18 protein-coding genes are annotated in these 17,307 nt (G+C 73.2%); 1 reads left to right on the top strand and 17 read right to left on the bottom strand.

Annotated features, from left to right (window positions below; genetic code table 11):
- Positions 1 to 81: 81 nt before the first annotated feature.
- The 10 genes from trpA to ABCS02_RS07030 form a co-directional block, all read right to left on the bottom strand.
- Positions 82 to 879, bottom strand: coding sequence for a tryptophan synthase subunit alpha (gene trpA, locus ABCS02_RS07075; protein WP_345834877.1), 798 nt, complete (start codon positions 877 to 879; stop codon positions 82 to 84).
- Complete coding sequence (gene trpB, locus ABCS02_RS07070) at positions 876 to 2,087, bottom strand: tryptophan synthase subunit beta (protein ID WP_345834876.1); 1,212 nt, start codon at positions 2,085 to 2,087, stop codon at positions 876 to 878. Before trpB ends, trpA begins: the two co-directional genes overlap by 4 nt.
- On the bottom strand, positions 2,087 to 2,857 hold the full coding sequence (gene trpC / locus ABCS02_RS07065; protein WP_345834875.1) for an indole-3-glycerol phosphate synthase TrpC: 771 nt from the start codon (positions 2,855 to 2,857) through the stop codon (positions 2,087 to 2,089). Before trpC ends, trpB begins: the two co-directional genes overlap by 1 nt.
- A gap of 3 nt (positions 2,858 to 2,860) precedes the next feature.
- Entirely contained in the window at positions 2,861 to 3,091 is a 231-nt protein-coding gene (locus ABCS02_RS07060) for a DUF6704 family protein (protein WP_345834874.1), read from the bottom strand.
- Positions 3,092 to 3,198: 107 nt separating this feature from the next.
- The gene (locus ABCS02_RS07055) at positions 3,199 to 3,918 is read right to left on the bottom strand and encodes a Trp biosynthesis-associated membrane protein (protein WP_345834873.1); all 720 of its coding nucleotides are present in this window, start codon (positions 3,916 to 3,918) and stop codon (positions 3,199 to 3,201) included.
- Complete coding sequence (locus tag ABCS02_RS07050; RefSeq protein WP_345834872.1) at positions 3,908 to 5,449, bottom strand: anthranilate synthase component I; 1,542 nt, start codon at positions 5,447 to 5,449, stop codon at positions 3,908 to 3,910. The genes ABCS02_RS07055 and ABCS02_RS07050 overlap by 11 nt, the downstream gene beginning before the upstream one ends.
- Positions 5,446 to 5,838 carry a phosphoribosyl-AMP cyclohydrolase gene (hisI, locus tag ABCS02_RS07045; RefSeq protein ID WP_345834871.1) on the bottom strand — a complete coding sequence of 131 codons (393 nt, stop codon included), beginning with the start codon at positions 5,836 to 5,838 and terminating at the stop codon, positions 5,446 to 5,448. The genes ABCS02_RS07050 and hisI overlap by 4 nt, the downstream gene beginning before the upstream one ends.
- A complete protein-coding gene (gene hisF / locus ABCS02_RS07040; RefSeq protein WP_345834870.1) occupies positions 5,835 to 6,599 on the bottom strand; it encodes an imidazole glycerol phosphate synthase subunit HisF in 765 nt (254 codons plus the stop codon). The genes hisI and hisF overlap by 4 nt, the downstream gene beginning before the upstream one ends.
- Positions 6,599 to 7,438, bottom strand: coding sequence for an ATP phosphoribosyltransferase (gene hisG / locus ABCS02_RS07035; RefSeq protein ID WP_345834869.1), 840 nt, complete (start codon positions 7,436 to 7,438; stop codon positions 6,599 to 6,601). Before hisG ends, hisF begins: the two co-directional genes overlap by 1 nt.
- A 46-nt stretch (positions 7,439 to 7,484) precedes the next feature.
- Positions 7,485 to 7,748 (bottom strand): phosphoribosyl-ATP diphosphatase, encoded by a 264-nt coding sequence (locus tag ABCS02_RS07030; protein WP_179605777.1) that lies wholly within the window; start codon positions 7,746 to 7,748, stop codon positions 7,485 to 7,487.
- Between the two features lie 130 nt (positions 7,749 to 7,878).
- Here ABCS02_RS07030 and ABCS02_RS07025 point away from each other — a divergent pair, with 130 nt between their 5' ends.
- Positions 7,879 to 9,102 (top strand): aromatic acid/H+ symport family MFS transporter, encoded by a 1,224-nt coding sequence (locus ABCS02_RS07025; RefSeq protein WP_345834868.1) that lies wholly within the window; start codon positions 7,879 to 7,881, stop codon positions 9,100 to 9,102.
- Between the two features lie 19 nt (positions 9,103 to 9,121).
- On the opposite strand, the gene rpe is transcribed toward ABCS02_RS07025, so the two are convergent.
- From rpe to rpoZ, 7 genes are all read right to left on the bottom strand, one after another.
- Positions 9,122 to 9,781, bottom strand: a complete 660-nt coding sequence (rpe, locus tag ABCS02_RS07020) for a ribulose-phosphate 3-epimerase (RefSeq protein WP_345834867.1) — start codon at positions 9,779 to 9,781, stop codon at positions 9,122 to 9,124.
- Positions 9,782 to 9,790: 9 nt separating this feature from the next.
- A complete protein-coding gene (locus ABCS02_RS07015) occupies positions 9,791 to 11,248 on the bottom strand; it encodes a transcription antitermination factor NusB (protein WP_345834866.1) in 1,458 nt (485 codons plus the stop codon).
- Positions 11,245 to 12,153, bottom strand: a complete 909-nt coding sequence (gene fmt / locus ABCS02_RS07010; protein WP_345834865.1) for a methionyl-tRNA formyltransferase — start codon at positions 12,151 to 12,153, stop codon at positions 11,245 to 11,247. Before fmt ends, ABCS02_RS07015 begins: the two co-directional genes overlap by 4 nt.
- Positions 12,154 to 12,379: 226 nt before the next feature.
- Positions 12,380 to 14,383, bottom strand: coding sequence for a primosomal protein N' (locus tag ABCS02_RS07005; protein ID WP_345834864.1), 2,004 nt, complete (start codon positions 14,381 to 14,383; stop codon positions 12,380 to 12,382).
- Between the two features lie 2 nt (positions 14,384 to 14,385).
- A complete protein-coding gene (gene metK, locus ABCS02_RS07000) occupies positions 14,386 to 15,579 on the bottom strand; it encodes a methionine adenosyltransferase (RefSeq protein WP_345834863.1) in 1,194 nt (397 codons plus the stop codon).
- A gap of 59 nt (positions 15,580 to 15,638) precedes the next feature.
- Positions 15,639 to 16,922, bottom strand: a complete 1,284-nt coding sequence (locus tag ABCS02_RS06995; protein WP_345835190.1) for a bifunctional phosphopantothenoylcysteine decarboxylase/phosphopantothenate synthase — start codon at positions 16,920 to 16,922, stop codon at positions 15,639 to 15,641.
- A 108-nt stretch (positions 16,923 to 17,030) separates the two neighbouring features.
- Positions 17,031 to 17,291: a DNA-directed RNA polymerase subunit omega gene (rpoZ, locus tag ABCS02_RS06990; RefSeq protein WP_185277257.1), complete on the bottom strand. Its 261-nt coding sequence runs from the start codon at positions 17,289 to 17,291 to the stop codon at positions 17,031 to 17,033.
- Positions 17,292 to 17,307: the final 16 nt, after the last annotated feature.

Here is a 17,307-nt window from a genome sequence, read left to right as displayed (position 1 = left end):
CGTTTCCGATGGAGTCCGGCGCCGAGTGGCGCACGGCCTCCAGTCTAAGTGGTGGTCGGGGATGCCCCCGACGCGGTCGGATCAGGCCGTCGCGCCCTGGCGCACCGTGCCGCGCGCGAGCTCCGCTGCGACCCGTCCGGCCTCTGCGACTCCCCCGTCGGCCAGGGCCTTCACGAGGGCGGAGCCCACGATCGCGCCGTCCGCGTACTCCAGGACCTCGGCGACCTGCGCCGCGCTGGAGATGCCGAGGCCGACGCAGGTGCTGGTGGCCCCGGCGTCGCGCAGGCGGCCGACCAGCGTGCGGGCCGCGGCGTCGACGTCGGTGCGTGCGCCGGTGATTCCCATCGTGGAGACGGCGTAGACGAAGCCGCGGCTGTGCTCGACGGTCGAACGCAGGCGGGCGTCCGTCGAGGAGGGCGCCGCCAGGAAGACGCGGTCGAGCCCTGCGCGGTCGGAGGCGGCCAGCCAGGCCGCTCCCTCGTCCGGGATCAGGTCGGGCGTGATCAGCCCGGCGCCGCCCGCGGCGACCAGGTCGTCCGCGAACCGGTCGACGCCGTACTGCAGCACCGGGTTCCAGTAGGTCATCACCAGGACCGGCACGTCCACGCGCTGCGTGATCTCGCGCACGGCCGTGAAGCCGTCGCGCAGCCGGAAGCCGTTCGACAGCGCCTGCTGCGTCGCCGCCTGGATGACCGCGCCGTCCATGACGGGGTCGGAGTACGGCAGGCCGAGCTCGATGACGTCGACGCCGTTCTCGGCGAGGGCCACGGCGGCGTCGACGCTGGTCTGCAGGTCGGGGAAGCCGGCCGGGAGGTAGCCGATCAGGGCGCCTGCGGCCTCGGCGTTGCGGCGAGCGATGGTGTCTGCCACGCGGCTCACGACTGCACGGCTCCTTCGTCGATCAGGCCGAAGTAGCGTCCGGCGGTCTCCATGTCCTTGTCGCCGCGGCCGCTCAGGTTCACGAGCACGATGCCGTCCGGGCCGAGCTGCTTGCCGAGCTCCAGGGCGCCGGCCAGCGCGTGCGCCGACTCGATGGCCGGGATGATGCCTTCGGTGCGGCTGAGCAGGCGCAGAGCCTCCATCGCGGCCGCATCCGTCACCGGGCGGTACTCTGCGCGGCCGATCGACGCGAGCCACGAGTGCTCCGGGCCGACTCCGGGGTAGTCGAGCCCGGCGGAGATCGAGTGCGACTCGATGGTCTGGCCGTCCTCGTCCTGCAGCAGCATGCTGCGCGCGCCGTGCAGGACGCCGGGGCGCCCCTTGGTGATGGTCGCGGCGTGCCGCGGGGTCTCCGCGCCCTCGCCGCCGGCCTCGAAGCCGACCAGGCGCACGTCCTCGTCGTCCAGGAACGCGTGGAAGATGCCCATCGCGTTCGAGCCGCCGCCGACGCACGCCGCGACGGCGTCGGGCAGGCGGCCGGTGAGCGCCAACACCTGCTCGCGGGCCTCCTCGCCGATGATCTTCTGAAGGTCGCGCACCATCTCAGGGAACGGGTGCGGGCCCGCGACAGTGCCGAAGATGTAGTTGGTGTCCTCGACGTTCGTCACCCAGTCGCGCATCGCGTCGTTGATCGCGTCCTTGAGAGTGCGCGAGCCGGTCTTGACCGCGATGACCTCGGCGCCGAGCAGGCGCATGCGAGCAACGTTCAGCGCCTGGCGCTCGGTGTCGACCTCGCCCATGTAGATGGTGCAGCTCAGGCCGAACAGAGCCGCGGCCGTCGCGGTCGCGACACCGTGCTGGCCCGCGCCGGTCTCGGCGATCACGCGGGTCTTGCCGATCCGCTTGGTGAGGATGGCCTGGCCGAGCACGTTGTTGATCTTGTGCGAGCCGGTGTGGTTCAGGTCTTCGCGCTTGAGGATGACGCGTGCGCCGCCCGCGTGCTCCGCGAAGCGCGGCACCTCCGTGATGATGCTGGGCCGCCCGGTGTAGCTGCGGTGCAGCTCGTCGAGCTCCGCGTGGAACGCAGGGTCGGCCTTCGCCGCCTCCCACGCCACGGTGAGCTCGTCGAGGGCGGCGACGAGGGACTCGGGCACGAAGCGCCCGCCGAAGTCGCCGAAGTAGGGTCCGTGTTCAGAACGAAGGGACATCAGGCTCCAAGGAACTGGCCGAGCGTGGCGATCGGGTCGCTCGTGACGAGCGCCTCGCCGACGAGCACGACATCCGCGCCCGCCGCCCGGTAGTGCGCGACATCGGCGGCCGACTTCACGGCCGACTCCGCCACGCGGATGACGCCGGACGGGTACCGGTCGGCCAGGCGGCCGAACAGGTCGGGGTCCAGCTCGAACGTCGAGAGGTTGCGCGCGTTGACGCCCACCAGCTTCGCGCCGGTGTCGAACGCGCGGCTCAGCTCGTCCTCGGTGTGCGCCTCCACGAGCGCGGTCATGCCGAGGTCGGTGATGAGGTCGTGGAGCTCCACGAGCCGCTGCTGATCGAGCGCGGCGACGATGAGCAGCACGAGGTCGGCCCCGGCGGCGCGCGCCTCGAGCACCTGGTAGGGCTCGGCGACGAACTCCTTGCGGAGCACCGGGAGGGTCACCGCGGCGCGGACGGCTTCGAGATCCTCGAGCGATCCCTTGAACCGGCGCTCCTCGGTGAGGACGCTGATCGCGCTCGCTCCCCCGGTCTCGTACAGGGAGGCGAGGGCGGCGGGGTCCGGGATCGCGGCGAGGTCGCCGCGCGACGGGCTCGCACGCTTGACCTCGGCGATGATCTTGACCCGCTCGGCGGGCGCGAGCGCCGCGAGCGCGTCGATGGCGGGCTCACGCGCGGCAGCAGCGGCCTCCACGACCGCGAGGGGTCGCTCGGCGCGTCGCCGCTCCGCATCCTCCAGCGCGCCGGCGACGAGGTCGGCGAGCACGGGCTAGTGGCCCTTCGGGGTGTACTTGGAGCCGCCCACTCCATAGCCCGCGCGCTTCATGATCCAGCCGACGATCAGTCCGACGATCGCCAGACCGGCGGAGGCCCACACCACGATCGGCGCGTCGTAGAAGAACGCGATGGCGCCGATGGTGAAGGCGATAAGCATGATGATCACGGCCGTCCACGCCGCCGGCGAATGACCGTGGCCTGGCTCGACTGACTCGGTGCTCATGGGACTCCTGCACGTCGGGTGCGCGTCTCGGCTGCTGTTCAGCCGGCACAGCCCGGAGGCTGCACCACGGCGCGCACGGATTGGTGGATCTGGACCAGTCTAGTGGCTCAGCGGGTGGGGTCGTCGCCGCGACTCAGCTCGTCCCAGCTGTCGATCGCGGAGTCCCGGTCGAGGGAGGTGGGCTCCTCCGGCGCGTCGGATTCGGCGACGGCGCGGGCCTCGCGCTCGTCGCCCTCCTCCGCCTCCGGCTCTCCGGCGTCGCCGTCCAGCCCGGCGAGCGTCTCCTCTGCCGACCGGCCGTCCTCGCCCGCGAACCGGGCCTGGTACTTGCGCGACGGGCCGGGCCAGGCGCGCAGGAAGACGAGGGCCAGCACGCCGGACAGCGCGACCAGCACACCGCCGATGACCGCGAGCCACGGCCAGAACTCGGTGGACGTGCTCTGCACCAGCTTGCGCAGCGAGGCCTCCCCGGCGACGCCCGTCGCGGACGTGATCGCGGCGCTGGCGGCCTGCAGCGGGTCGCCGAGCACGGCGAGGGCCGAGTAGACGAGGGAGACGCCCAGCAGGACGCCGAGCAGCGCCAGCACGATCCGGAACGCCGGGCCGGCGATGGCGAGCGCAGCCGTCAGCGCAAGGCCGGCGAGCGAGAGCGCCGTCAGCGCGGGCGCCGCGGCCGACCCGGCGACGGTGACCGTCCCGGCGTGGTTGGCCACGTCCCGCACCTGGATGGTGAACCAGGTCTGCGTCGCGGAGAGCAGTCCGAGGCCGCTCCCGACCAGGAGGGCGAGGAGCGTCAGGTACTTGATCCGGCGGTTCTCAGTCCGCACCGTGCACCCGTCTCATCCCGTTGGCCACCGCGACCGCGCGCAGCGGCGCCGCGGCCTTGTTCTGCGACTCCTGGAACTCCAGGCGCGGCACCGAGTCGGCGACGAGGCCGCCGCCCGCCTGCACGCGCGCGACGCCGCCCAGGATGGTCGCCGTGCGGATCGCGATGGCAAGATCGGCATCGCCCGCGAAGTCGAAGTAGCCGATCACTCCCCCGTACACGCCGCGCTGCGCGGGCTCCAGCTCGTCGATGATCCGCAGCGCCATCGGCTTCGGGGCGCCGGACAGAGTCCCGGCCGGGAAGGTCGCCCGGAAGACGTCGATCGCGCCGGAGTCCGGCAGCAGGTCGCCCTCCACCGACGAGACGATGTGCATGATGTGGCTGAACCGCTCCACACGCATGAACTCGGTCACCTCGACGCTGCCGGCCTCGCACACCTTCAGGAGGTCGTTGCGGGCCAGGTCGACGAGCATCAGGTGCTCGGCGCGCTCCTTGTCGTCGGCGAGGAGGGAGGCCTCCAGGTCGAGGTCCTCCTCCGGCGTCGCGCCGCGCGGCCGCGAGCCGGCGATGGGGTGCGTGAAGGCGCGGCCCTCCTGCACCTTGACCAGCGCCTCCGGCGAGGAGCCGACGATCTGGTAGGGCTCGCCGTCCGGTCGCTCCAGTGACAGCAGGTACATGTACGGGCTGGGGTTCAGCGCCCGCAGGACGCGGTAGACGTCGAGCGCGGAGGCGGTGCACTCCAGCTCGAAGCGCTGCGAGATGACCACCTGGAAGATGTCGCCGGCCACGATGCGCTCCTTGGCCGTCACGACCGACGCGAGAAAGTCCTCCTCGCGGGTGCGCGACACCGGCTGCGCCGGGGTGCCGAGGTCGACCTCGGCCAGCCACGCCTCGGACGGCTGCGCGAGCTGCCGCTGCATGCGGTCGAGGCGCTGCTGCGCGTCGGTCCAGAGCGCGTCGGCGTCCTGCTCGCCGTCGGCCAGCGCGTTCGCGATGAGCTTGACGGTGCCCGAGCGGTGGTCGATCACCACGAGGTCGGCGGCGAAGGCCATCGCCTGGCCCGGGATGTCGTAGTCCGCGGGCGGGCGCTGCGGCAGCCGCTCCAGCTGGCGCACCGCCTCCCAGCCGATGAAGCCGACGAGCCCGCCGGTCAGCGGAGGCAGGCCGGGGATGCGCGGCGACGACCAGCGCTCGTGCAGCGCCGCGAGGGCGTCGAGCGGCCCGGTCGGCACGGCGGCTCCCAGGGCGCGCTCGGCGGACAGGCCGTAGTCGAGCCAGCGCACGTCGTCGCCGTCCTGCGTGAGCATGCCGAACGACGCGGCGCCCACGAACGAGAAGCGCGACCAGATGCCGCCCTGCTCGGCGGACTCCAGCAGGAAGGTGCCCGGGCGCCCGGCGGCGAGCTTGCGGTAGATGCCGACCGGGGTCTCGCCGTCGGCGAAGAGCTCGCGGACCACGGGCACGACGCGGTGCTCGGCGGCCAGCGCGGCGAACTCGTCGCGCCCCGTCGTGCCGTCTGCGGTCGCGATCACAGGTCGGACCCCATCTCCTTGACCAGCTCGTCGGTCTCCGCCCCGCCCACGACGGGCGCGAGCACGTCGGCGTCGAAGCAGGTGCGGGTGCCGGTGTGGCAGGCCGCGCCCACCTGGTCGACGGTCACGAGCAGGGTGTCGCCGTCGCAGTCGAGCGCGGCGCCCTTGACGTACTGGACGTGCCCGGACGTGTCGCCCTTGCGCCAGTACTCCTGCCGGGAGCGCGACCAGAAGGTGACGCGGCCCTCGGTGAGCGTGCGGCGCACGGCCTCCGCGTCCATCCAGCCCATCATGAGCACCTCGCGGGAGTCCCACTGCTGGATGACGGCGGGCACCAGCCCGGCGTCGGTGAAGCGGATCCGTCCGATCACGTCGTCCATGCCGGTCATGAGCGCACCTCCAAGCCTGCGTGGCGCAGTTCCTGTTTCACGTCCCCGATGGTCAGCTCGCCCGAGTGGAACACGCTGGCGGCGAGCACGGCGTCGGCGCCGGCTTCGATCGCCGGCACGAAGTCCGCCAGGGAGCCCGCGCCGCCCGACGCGATCACCGGGACGGTGCTGATCGCGCGCATCTCCCGGACCAGCTCCAGGTCGAAGCCCTCCTTGGTGCCGTCGGCGTCGATCGAGTTGACCAGCAGCTCACCGGCGCCGAGCTCGATGGCGCGCTCCGCCCAGGCCAGTGCGTCGATCCCGGTCTCGGTGCGGCCGCCGTGCGTGGTCACCACGAAGCCGGAGGGCGTCGCCGCCGAGCGCTTGACGTCGAGCGAGAGCACGAGCACCTGCGCGCCGAAGCGCCGGGCGATCTCCGCCACCAGCTCCGGGCGCGCGATCGCGGCCGAGTTGACGCCGACCTTGTCCGCGCCGCTGCCCAGCAGCTTCGCGACGTCCTCGGTGCTGCGCACCCCGCCGCCGACGGTGAGCGGGATGAAGACCTGCTCGGCCGTCGCGCGCACCACGTCGTAGGTGGTCGCCCGGTCGTCGACCGTGGCCGTGACATCCAGGAAGGTCAGCTCGTCGGCGCCCTGCTCGAAGTACCGGCGCGCCAGCTCGACGGGGTCGCCCTGATCGCGGAGGTTCTGGAAGTTGACGCCCTTGACGACGCGTCCGGCGGCCACGTCGAGACAGGGGATGACCCGGACCGCGACGCTCATCAGATCCGCGCCGCGTGGATCGAGGTGACCAGGATGGCCCGGGCGCCGAGCTCGTAGAGGTCGTCCATCACGTGGTTGGTGCTGTCGCGCTTGATCATCACGCGCACCGCCACCCAGTCGGGCTCGCCGAGCGGCGACACGGTGGGCGACTCCACGCCGGGCGTGAGCGCGACGGCCTGCTCCAGGAGGGCGACCGGGAGGTTGTAGTCGACCAGCACGTACTGACGGGCGACCATCACGCCCTGCAGGCGGCGGAGCAGGGTGTCGACGCCCGCGGCGGGCGAGGGCGAGGAGACCAGCACGGCCTCGGACTCCAGGATGACCGGGCCGAAGATCTCCAGGCCCTGCTTGCGCAGCGTCGAGCCGGTCTCGACCACGTCGGCCACGGCGTCCGCGACGCCGAGCCGCACCGCGGACTCCACGGCGCCGTCGAGCTTGATCAGCGCAGCATCCACGCCGTTCTCGTTGAGGAAGCCGCCGACCAGGCCGGGGTAGCTCGTGGCGACGCGCTTGCCGTCGAGGTCCGCGAGGTCGGTGTATGTGCCGGCTGGGCCGGCGAAGCGGAACGTGGAGGCGGCGAAGTCGAGCGCCGCGATCTCGGCGGCGGGCGATCCCGAGTCGATCAGGAGGTCCCGGCCGGTGATGCCGACGTCGAGCGCGCCGGAGCCGACGTAGGTGGCGATGTCGCGCGGCCGGAGGTAGAAGAACTCCACCCCGTTGCGCGGGTCGGCGACGATGAGCTCCTTGGGGTCGCGACGGCCGTTGTAGCCGGCCTCGTGGAGCATCTGCGCCGCGGTCTCGGAGAGGGAGCCCTTGTTGGGGACGGCGATCTTCAGCATGTGATGTGACTTTCGTGACGTGGGTGACGGAGGAAGGGGTCGTTCGTCACAGATGTCGGTACACGTCGGCCGGAGTCAGGCCTTTCGCGAGCAGCAGCACCTGGAGGTGGTAGAGGAGCTGGGAGATCTCCTCGGCCGTGGCCTCGTCGGACTCGTACTCGGCGGCCATCCAGACCTCGGCGGCCTCCTCCACGATCTTCTTTCCGATGGCGTGCACGCCCGCGTCCAGCTCGCGAACCGTCCCGGATCCCTCCGGGCGGGTCTCGGCCTTCTCGCTGAGCTCGGCGAAGAGGTCGTCGAAGGTTTTCACCGTTACAGCGTACCGGTCGTGGAGCGCGGGTCGGTCCGCGTGACGACTCCGGCGCCCGCGGCGCGAGCGACCGATGTGCTAATGTCAACGGGTTTACGCTGACATATCCCATCTCGATGAGGAGATCCCCATGGTTTCGACCACCTCCCCGCCCACCCGCCGCGCCGGGTTCTGGCCCCTGCTGCTGTGCTGGGTGATCGTCGCGCTCGACGGCTTCGACCTGGTGGTGCTCGGCACCGTCATCCCCACCCTGCTCAGCACGAAGGACCTCGGTTTCGACCCGGCCGCCGCCACGGCGGTCGCCACGGCCGGGCTGGTCGGCGTCGGCGTCGGCGCGCTCACCGTCGGCCCGCTCGCCGACCGCTACGGCAGGAGGCTGTGCCTGCTGCTCTGCGTGACGGTGTTCTCGCTGCTCACCCTCGCCATCGTGATCGCGCCGAACGTGTTCGTGTTCGGGCTGCTCCGCGTGCTCGCCGGCCTGGCGCTGGGCGCGTGCCTGCCGGTGGCCATCGCCTACGTCACCGATCTCATGCCGAGCGAGCGCGCGGGCAAGGCGACGACCCTCACGATGACCGGCTACCATGCCGGCGCCGTCCTCACCGCCCTCCTCGCCATCGCGGTCATCCCGGAGTGGCGCGTGCTGTTCGTCATCGGCGGCGTCGCCGGGCTGGTCACCGTTCCGCTGATCCGCCTCGCCCTGCCCGAGGCCCGTAGGGAGCGCACGGCCGCCCCGCGCCCGACGGTCCGCCGGCTGGTCGAGCGGCGCTACGTCACGATCAGCATCGGCGTCTGGGTGGCGTCCTTCATGGGGCTGCTGCTGGTCTACGGGCTCAACACCTGGCTGCCGCAGCTCATGCGCGACGCCGGCTACGGCTCCACCGACTCGCTCGGGCTGCTGCTGACCCTGAACGCGGGCGCGGTCACCGGCCTGATCGTGGCGGGCATCGTGGCGGACAAGGCCGGCACCAAGCGCGTGGCGGTGACCTGGTTCGCGATCGCGGCCGCGCTGCTGGCCGTCCTCAGCGTGCGGATGGACGAGGTGACGATGCTCTACGCGGCGGTGTTCGTCACGGGCGTGTTCGTGTTCTCGGCGCAGGTGCTGGTCTACGCGTTCATCACCCAGCTCTACCCGCCGGAGATCCGCGGCACCGCGCTCGGCTTCGCCGCGGGCATCGGCCGGCTCGGCGCGATCCTCGGCCCGGCGGTGACCGGCACGCTCGTCACGCTCGGCCTGGCCTACCCCGGCGGGTTCTACGTGTTCGCCGCGACGGCGCTGCTCGGCGCCGCGGCACTGTCGTTCATCCCGGCCCGGGCTCCCGCACCGGCGACGGAGGCCGCACCCGCGCAGGTCTGACCGGTCGGCGGCGCCGCCCTCAGTGGGTGTGCGCCGCCACCGCGGCCCGCAGGCCCGCGATCCGCTCGGCCGGCTCGCCGCGGAAGACGCTCGACCCGGCCACGAACGTGTCGGCGCCGTTCTCGGCCGCGGTCACGATGGTCTCCTCGGTGATCCCACCGTCCACCTGCAGCCAGACGTCGAGGCCGCGGGCCTCCACCGCCTCCCGCAGCGACCGCAGCTTGGGCATGGTCTCGACCATGAACGACTGGCCGCCGAAGCCGGGCTCCACGGTCATCACCAGCACCTGGTCGAACTCCGGCAGCAGGTCGAGGTAGCCGTCGGCGGAGGTGCCGGGCTTGAGCGCGATCCCGGCGCGGGCCCCGATCGCGCGCAGGCGGCGCGCGAGCGCGACCGGATCGGCGGCGGCCTCGGCGTGGAAGGTCACCGAGTAGGCGCCGAGCTCGGCGTAGCCGGGGGCCCAGCGGTCGGGGTCGTCGATCATCAGGTGCACGTCGAGCGGGATCGGGCTGACGTCCTGGATGCGGCCCACCATCTGCGGCCCGAACGTGAGGTTCGGCACGAAGTGGTTGTCCATGACGTCCACGTGCACCAGGTCGGCCGTGGCGATCGTGCCGAGGTCCCGCTCCAGGTTCACGAAGTCGGCCGCCAGGATGCTGGGGTTGATGCGCGTCGCCATGCCTCCAGCCTAGGGTGCGGAGGCGTCGCCGCCCGCCTTCTCCAGCACGGCGATGAACATCGCGTCGGTCAGGTGGCGGTGCGGCCAGAGCTGGACGAGGTCGGGGTCGCCCGCGAGGTCGAGGCGCTCCTCGGCGACGGACTGCACGATGTCGGCCGTGCCCACCGGGCGCAGGGCGCCGCGGTGCCGGTCGAGCGCGTCGGCCACGATCGCACGGGTCTCCGCGACATGCGGCGAGCAGGTGATGTACGCCAGCAGGCCGCCCGGCTTGAGCGCCGCCACCGCGGAGTCCAGGAGCCGCGTCTGCAGGGCGGTCAGCTCGGCCACGTCGCGCGGGGTCTTGCGCCAGCGGGCCTCCGGGCGGCGTCGCAGCGCGCCGAGACCGGTGCACGGCGCGTCGAGCAGGATGCGGTCGAACGACTCCGGCTCCTCCGCGCCGATGCCGACGCCGTCGCGCTCCCAGACCGGGACGTCGAGCGGCACGGCGGCGAGGGCGCGGCGGACCAGCTCGGCCCGGGCGGGCACGACCTCGTTCGCGACCAGGGTCGCACCGCCCGCGAGCGCCTCGGCCGCGAGCAGCGCCGCCTTGCCGCCCGGGCCGGCGCAGAGGTCGAGCCAGCGCTCGCCCGGCTCGACCGGCCGGGCGCGCGTGAGCGCGAGGGCGGCGAGCTGGGAGCCCTCGTCCTGCACGCGCAGCCGGCCCTCCGCCTCGGTGACGAGCCCCTGCGGGTCTCCCCCGCCCGCGGTGAAGCCGACGGGCGAGAACCGGTCCGGGCGTGCGCCCTCCGGCGGGTCGGCGAGGCCGGGGAGCGCCACCAGGTTGACGCGGGGCGCGGTGTTGTCGGCCTCCAGCAGCGCCTCCAGCTCGTCGCCGCGGCCCTCGGACTCCAGCGCGCGGTGGAACGCGCGCACGATCCAGGCCGGGTGCGAGCTGAGCGCGGCGTAGCGCTCGTCCTCGTTCTTCGCGTCGGCGAGGACGCGCGCACGCCACTCTTCGGGCGTCGAGCGGCCGATCTCGCGGAGCACGCCGTTGACGAAGCCGGTGCCGGACCTGCTGCCGACCTGGCGGGCGAGCGCGACCGACTCGTTGACGGCCGCGTGCGACGCCACCCGGGTCGACAGCAGCTGATGCGCGCCGAGCCGCAGCACGTCGAGCAGCGGCGGGTCGATCTTGTCGACGGTGCGGCCGGCGGCGCGGGCGATCACCCGGTCGTAGTAGCCCTGCATGCGCAGGGTTCCGTAGGTCAGCTCGGTGGCGAGCGCGGCGTCGGCCGGCGACAGTCCGGCCCGGGCGATTCGGCCGGGCAGCAGGAGGTTGGCGTAGGCGTCCGACTCGCGGACGGCGGAGATGACGTCGAGAGCGACTGTGCGGGACGGCTGGACGCGGGTGCGCTCGGCGGCGCTGCGGCCGGGCTGGTTGCGGTTGCGGTCGTTGCGGTTGCGATCGTTGCGGTGGCGGTCGTTCATGCCAGCACCGCCTCCCCTCCGGCGCCGCGCCACCAGTCGGCGGCGTCCATGGCGCGCTTGCCCGAGGGCTGCACGGTGAGGAGCTCGAGCGGGGTCGTCCCGGTGCCCACCTCGATGCGCCCCTCCCTCGCGGCGACGACTCCGGCCGGGAGCGACAGCCCGGCGGCCGGGCGCGCGGCGTGGATCTTGAACCGCTCGCCGTCGAGGAGCGCCCAGGCGCCCGGCTCCGGGGTCACGCCGAGCAGTCGGGCGTAGACCTCCTCCACCGGCCGGGTGAGGTCGAGGCGGGCGTCGTCGATCGTGAGCTTCGGCGCGAGCACCGGCTCGCCCGACTGCGGCACGGCCTCGGCGGTGCCGTCCGCCAGGGCGGCGACGGTGTCCACGAGCAGGGGCGCGCCCTCCTGGGCCAGGGCGTCGAGCAGCTCGCCCGCCGTCGCGTCGGCCGGGATCGGGCGGCGGAGCTCCGCGAACACGTCGCCCGCGTCCAGCCCGGCGACGAGCTGGAAGACCGCGGCGCCGGTCTCGGCGTCGCCGGCCATGACGGCGCGCTGGACGGGCGCGGCGCCGCGCCAGCGCGGGAGGAGCGAGAAGTGCAGGTTGACCCAGCCGAGCCGCGGGGTCGAGAGCAGCGGCTCGCGGACCAGGCCGCCGTAGGCGACGATCACGCCGAGGTCGGCCTCCAGGCGGGCGACCTGGTCGGTCACGCCGTCGTCCAGGCGGTTGGCCTTGATGACCGGGAGGTCGAGGGCGGCGGCGGCGTCGGCTACCGGCGACGGGGTCAGCACGCGCTTGCGGCCGAGCGGCGCGTCCTCGCGGGTGATCACGGCGGCGATGTCGAACCGCTCGGCGAGGGCGGTCAGGGAGGGGACGGCGACGGCGGGCGTGCCGGCGAAGACGAGTCGCATGTCAAGGTTCTTTCGGTCTGGTCCAGCCCCCGAGTCTACCCGCGCCCCACACACCCCACCCGTCCGCCGAGGGGCACGTTGTTGTCACTTCCGGGCGCGAAAAGTGACAACAACGTGCCCTTCGCGCGCTCTCTCTTCCGCGCGCACGAGCCGAGGGGCACGTAGACGCCCCTACGCGCGCGGTTTAGGGGCGTTTACGTGCCCCTCGGCGATGAAGAGGTGGGGGTTAGAGGATTTCGGGGTCGTCGAAGCGGACGCGGAGCGTCGGGGCCGGGCGGTAGCCGGGGCGGCCTCCCGGCGCCCGGCGGCGCTGCGTCGCGTTGCGGACGACCGTCGCCCGCACCGCCGCGGCCACGTCGGCGCCCTTCGCGTACTCGAAGCGCAGGATGGCCCTGACCGTCTTCTCGTCCACGCCGGCCGGGCCGAGCACGTCGATCAGCAGGTCCGGGTCGACGGCCTTCAGCACGCTGTCGACCGACTCAGCGGCCCCGGTCACCGAGGCCAGCCGCACCGCGGGCGGGAACCGGAGCTGGCGTCGGTCGGCCAGCTCCTCGCGGGCGAAGTCGACCAGGCGGCCGGTCGCGAAGTCGCGGGCCAGGTCGCCGGAGACGCCGACGAGCACGGTCGGCGCGCCCGCAGCGGCCAGCACCGCGGCGCTCGTCCACCAGCGCAGGCAGTCCTCGGCGACATGCAGGTTCTCCCTGGCCAGCATCCGCTCGCCGTCGAGGAGCAGCACCGCCTGGTAGCCGCCCTCCGCGATCGGCTCGGCGCCGCGCGTGGCGACCACGAGCGCGGGAGCGGGGCCGACGCGCTGCACCGGGTGGTCTCCGTCCGCGAGGATCACGCGCGTGCCCGGGAAGGCGCGGCCCAGCTCCTCGGCCGTCCGGCCGGAGCCCGGTGTCACCATCCGCAGCTTCGTCTGCTCGCAGCGCGTGCAGTGCCAGTCCGTCGCCAGTGCGCCGCACCAGCCGCAGGAGGGCGTCGCCCCCGCCCTGCGCTGCCCGAGCGGACCGGTGCAGCGGGCGCAGCGCGCCGCCTGACCGCAGTTGGCGCAGGACAGCACGGGCAGGTAGCCGGGCCGGGCGACCTGGACAAGCACGGGGCCGCGCGGCCTCCCGCTCTCGCCGCTCAGCGCCTCCCTGGCGGCCCGCCACGCGGACGACGGGATGCGCGCGGCGCGGGCGGCCGGCTCGTCGGCGCTCTGGTTCGCGGTCAGCACGACCTTGCCGGTATAGGCGCGCTCCGGCCCGAGGTCGCGCAGCCAGCCGAGGTCGACCAGCCGCTGCGCCTCGACGCTGCGGACCAGCCCGCTCAGCACGAGCGCGCCGCCCTCCAGCTCCTGCCGGACCAGCGCGGCGTCGCGCGCGTGCACATACGGGCTGAGCGGCTCCGCGAACAGCGGGTCGCTGTCCTCCCACACCGCGACCAGGCCGAGCCGGGCGGCGGGGGCGTAGACCACCGACCGGTTGCCGATGACGATGCGCGGGCCGGACAGCGCGGCGAGGAAGCCCTTGTACCGCTCCGGATTCGACTGGGAGGCGTCGGCGCGGACCACCGCCGACGGCGGCGCGATCGCGGTCAGGGCGGCCGCGAGCTGCTCCAGGTCGCGGTGGTCGGGCACGGCGACGATGGCGGTGCTGCCCGCGCGCCAGGTGGCGGTCGCGAGCGCGGCCAGCGTGACCGCCCACTCCCCGACCCAGGTGCCGTCCGGGAGCCGGCTCAGCCGCGGGATCGGCCGCAGGGCGATGCGCTCCCCCGCCGCGACGGCGGCCTCCAGCACGCCGGCGCCGTAGCCGCGCACCGGGAACGCCGCGGGCTGCGCCTCGGTCGGCGCGGGAGCGGAAGCGCCCGCCTCCCGCGCCGCCAGCCACGCCTTCTCCACGCGCACCATCCGCGGAGGCACGGCGAGCCGGAGGATGTCGCTCGCCGTCCCCGCGCTGCGGTCGGCGAGCCTGCGGGCGAGCCGCCACACCGGCTCGGTGAGCACCGGCACCGGCGACACCACGGCCTCCAGCGGGCTCAGTGCGCCGGAGAAGGCCTCATCGGGCTCGGCGAGCTCCACCAGGTAGCCGTCGGCCACCCGTCCCGCCGAGCGCAGCGGTACGCGCACGCGCACGCCGGGGACCGCCTGCTCCGCGAGCTCGTCGGGGACGCTGTAGTCGAACAGGTGGTCGAGCTGCGGGAGCGGCGAGTCCAGGGCCACCCGGGCGACCGTGGCGGCCGCCGGCACGGCTACAGCCCCGCGGCGGAGCGCAGGTCGTCGACGCGGTCCAGCCGCTCCCAGGTGAAGTCGGGGAGGTCGCGGCCGAAGTGGCCGTAGGTCGCCGTCTGCGCGTAGATCGGCCGGAGCAGGTCGAGGTCGCGCACGATCGCGGCCGGACGCAGGTCGAACACCTCGCGGATGGCGCGGATGATCTTCTCGTCCGAGACGGTGCCGGTGCCGAACGACTCCACATAGAGCCCGACCGGGGCGGCCTTGCCGATCGCGTACGCGATCTGCACTTCGAGGCGGTCGGCGAGGCCCGCCGCGACGGCGTTCTTCGCGACCCAGCGCATCGCGTACGCGGCCGAGCGGTCGACCTTCGACGGGTCCTTGCCGGAGAACGCGCCGCCGCCGTGCCGGCTGGCGCCGCCGTAGGTGTCGACGATGATCTTGCGCCCGGTGAGCCCGGCGTCGCCCTTCGGGCCGCCGATCTCGAACCGGCCGGTCGGGTTGATGAGCGTGCGGATGTGCGTGGTCTCCAGGCCCGCGGCGTGCATGACCGGGGCGATGACCTCCTCCACGACCTCGGCCTGGAGCTGCTCGCTGGAGACGTGCGGCGCGTGCTGCGTCGAGAGCACGACGGTCTCCACGGTGCGCGGCGTGTGGCCCTCGTAGCCGATCGTGACCTGCGTCTTGCCGTCCGGGCGGAGGTAGTCGAGGGTGCCGTCCTTGCGCACGGCAGCGAGGCGCTCGGCGAGCCGGTGCGCCAGCCAGATCGGCAGCGGCATGTACTGCGGCGTCTCGGTGGTGGCGAAGCCGAACATGATGCCCTGGTCGCCCGCGCCCTGCCGGTCGAGGTCGTCCGTGCTCTGCTCGGTGCGCGACTCGAAGGCGTTGTCGACGCCCTGGGCGATGTCCGGCGACTGCGCCCCGATGGAGACGGACACGCCGCACTGGGTGCCGTCGAAGCTCACGTCGGAGGAGTCGTAGCCGATCTCGACGATCTTCTCGCGCACCAGAGCCGGGATCTCGACATAGCCCTTCGTCGTCACCTCGCCGGCCACGTGGACCAGCCCGGTGGTGACCAGCGTCTCGACGGCGACGCGGCTGTGCGGGTCGACCGCGAGGAGCGCGTCCAGGATGCTGTCGGAGATCTGGTCGCAGATCTTGTCGGGGTGTCCTTCGGTGACCGACTCCGACGTGAAGAGGCGCAGATCTGCCATTGTTCTCCTTGATCGCGGCATGGCGGCACGGCCAGGGATGCCGTGGCCCTGGTCGACGACTAGACGACGACGTCCAAGATACGGTCGGCCACCGACAGCTTGCTCCCCGAGGCCTCCATCACTATATCGCCGCCCCTGCGGAGGACCACGACCTCGTTGCTCTCCGTTGCGAAGCCCTGCTCCCAGCCGACCTGGTTGAGGACGAGGAAGTCGCTGCCCTTGGCGGCGAGCTTGGTCCGGCCCAGCTCGATGAGCGTCGACGGGTCGGGCTCGGTCTCGGCGGCGAAGCCGACGACGACCTGGCCCTCGCGCTTGGCGGCGGAGAGCCCGGCGAGGATGTCCGGGTTGGCGACCAGCTCCAGCGTGAGGGTCTGGCCCGCCTCGGACTTCTTGATCTTGGAGTCGCGCGTGACGGCGGGCCGGTAGTCGGCGACCGCGGCGGTCATCACGACCAGGTCCGCGGAGCGCGCCGCCTCGGTGACGGCCTCCTGCAGCTCCAGCGCGGTCTGCACCTGGACCAGCTCGACGCCCTCCGGCGGCTCGACCTCCAGGTGCGCGGCGATGAGCACCACCTCGGCGCCTCGGGCCTGGGCCGCCGCGGCGACGGCGACCCCCTGCCGTCCGCTCGACCGGTTGCCGAGGAAGCGCACGGGATCCAGCGGCTCGCGGGTGCCGCCCGCGGTCACGACGACGCGCTTGCCCGCGAGGTCGACGCCGCCGCGCGGCCGGCGGGAGGCCTCGTTGGCGCGGCGCCGCTCGGAGAGCACCACGACGTCCGCGACCGGCTCCGGCACGGCGGAGACGGCCAGGCGCGGCGAGATGCCGGCGGCGCGTAGCGCGGCGCGCACGATGACGTCCGGCTCCTCCATGCGGCCCGGGCCGGAGTCGGCGCCCGTCAGCTGGCCGGAGGCCGGCCCCACGACGGTGACGCCGCGGCTGCGCAGGGTGGCGACGTTGGCGACGGTGGCGGGATTGCGCCACATCTCGGTGTGCATCGCCGGGGCGACCACGAGCGGGGCCGTGGAGGCCAGCACGGTGTTGCCGAGAAGGTCGTCCGCGATGCCCGCTGCGAGCTTCGCCAGGGTGTTCGCCGTCGCCGGGGCGATGACGATGAGGTCGGCGGACTGGCCGATGGCCACGTGCCGCACCTCGGCGACGCCCTCGTAGAGGTCGGTCGCGACGGGGTTGCGGCTGATCGCCTCCAGGGTCGGACGGCCCACGAACCGCAGCGCGGCCTCCGTCGCCACCACGTGCACCGAGTGCCCTTCGAGCACCAACGCACGGATGACTCCGACCGCTTTATACGCGGCGATGCCGCCGGTCACTCCGACGACGACGGTCAATCGTGGGCTCACGGCGGCATCTCCTCCAGCCAGCGGGACACGGTCCCGGCTGCGGTCGTTCTGTTGCGCTCGGTCGGCGGCTCTCTGTCTGCCGGTGGTGCCGGGAGGTTACTCCGCGGCCAGCGGCTTGATGACGAGCTTGTCCTCGTTGATCTCGTGCAGCGCGACCGAGAGGGGCTTGTCGTCGACGGAGGAGTCGACCAGCGGGCCGACGTTGTCGAACAGGCTGCCCTCGTGCAGGTCGGCGTAGTAGTCGTTGATCTGGCGGGCGCGCTTGGAGGCGAAGATGACCAGCGCGTACTTGGACTCGACGCGGGCCAGGAGGTCGTCGATGGGCGGGTCGATGATGCCGTTGTTGGTGGTCGCCATGTGCGGTAACCCTCTC

Source organism: Microbacterium sp. X-17, assembly GCF_039615055.1.
The sequence above is the reverse complement of the archived record's forward strand: the minus strand, read 5'-3'. Positions and strand labels throughout refer to the sequence as shown.

Coding starts and splice junctions, on each gene's coding strand:
- trpB (WP_345834876.1), bottom strand. CDS start 2,087: ATGTCCCTTCGTTCTGAACACGGACCCTACTTCGGCGACTTCGGCGGG.
- rpoZ (WP_185277257.1), bottom strand. CDS start 17,291: ATGGCGACCACCAACAACGGCATCATCGACCCGCCCATCGACGACCTC.
- rpe (WP_345834867.1), bottom strand. CDS start 9,781: ATGGCGACGCGCATCAACCCCAGCATCCTGGCGGCCGACTTCGTGAAC.
- ABCS02_RS07025 (WP_345834868.1), top strand. CDS start 7,879: ATGGTTTCGACCACCTCCCCGCCCACCCGCCGCGCCGGGTTCTGGCCC.
- fmt (WP_345834865.1), bottom strand. CDS start 12,153: ATGCGACTCGTCTTCGCCGGCACGCCCGCCGTCGCCGTCCCCTCCCTG.
- hisI (WP_345834871.1), bottom strand. CDS start 5,838: ATGACCGGCATGGACGACGTGATCGGACGGATCCGCTTCACCGACGCC.
- ABCS02_RS07015 (WP_345834866.1), bottom strand. CDS start 11,248: ATGAACGACCGCCACCGCAACGATCGCAACCGCAACGACCGCAACCGC.
- hisG (WP_345834869.1), bottom strand. CDS start 7,438: ATGCTGAAGATCGCCGTCCCCAACAAGGGCTCCCTCTCCGAGACCGCG.
- metK (WP_345834863.1), bottom strand. CDS start 15,579: ATGGCAGATCTGCGCCTCTTCACGTCGGAGTCGGTCACCGAAGGACAC.
- ABCS02_RS07060 (WP_345834874.1), bottom strand. CDS start 3,091: ATGAGCACCGAGTCAGTCGAGCCAGGCCACGGTCATTCGCCGGCGGCG.
- hisF (WP_345834870.1), bottom strand. CDS start 6,599: ATGAGCGTCGCGGTCCGGGTCATCCCCTGTCTCGACGTGGCCGCCGGA.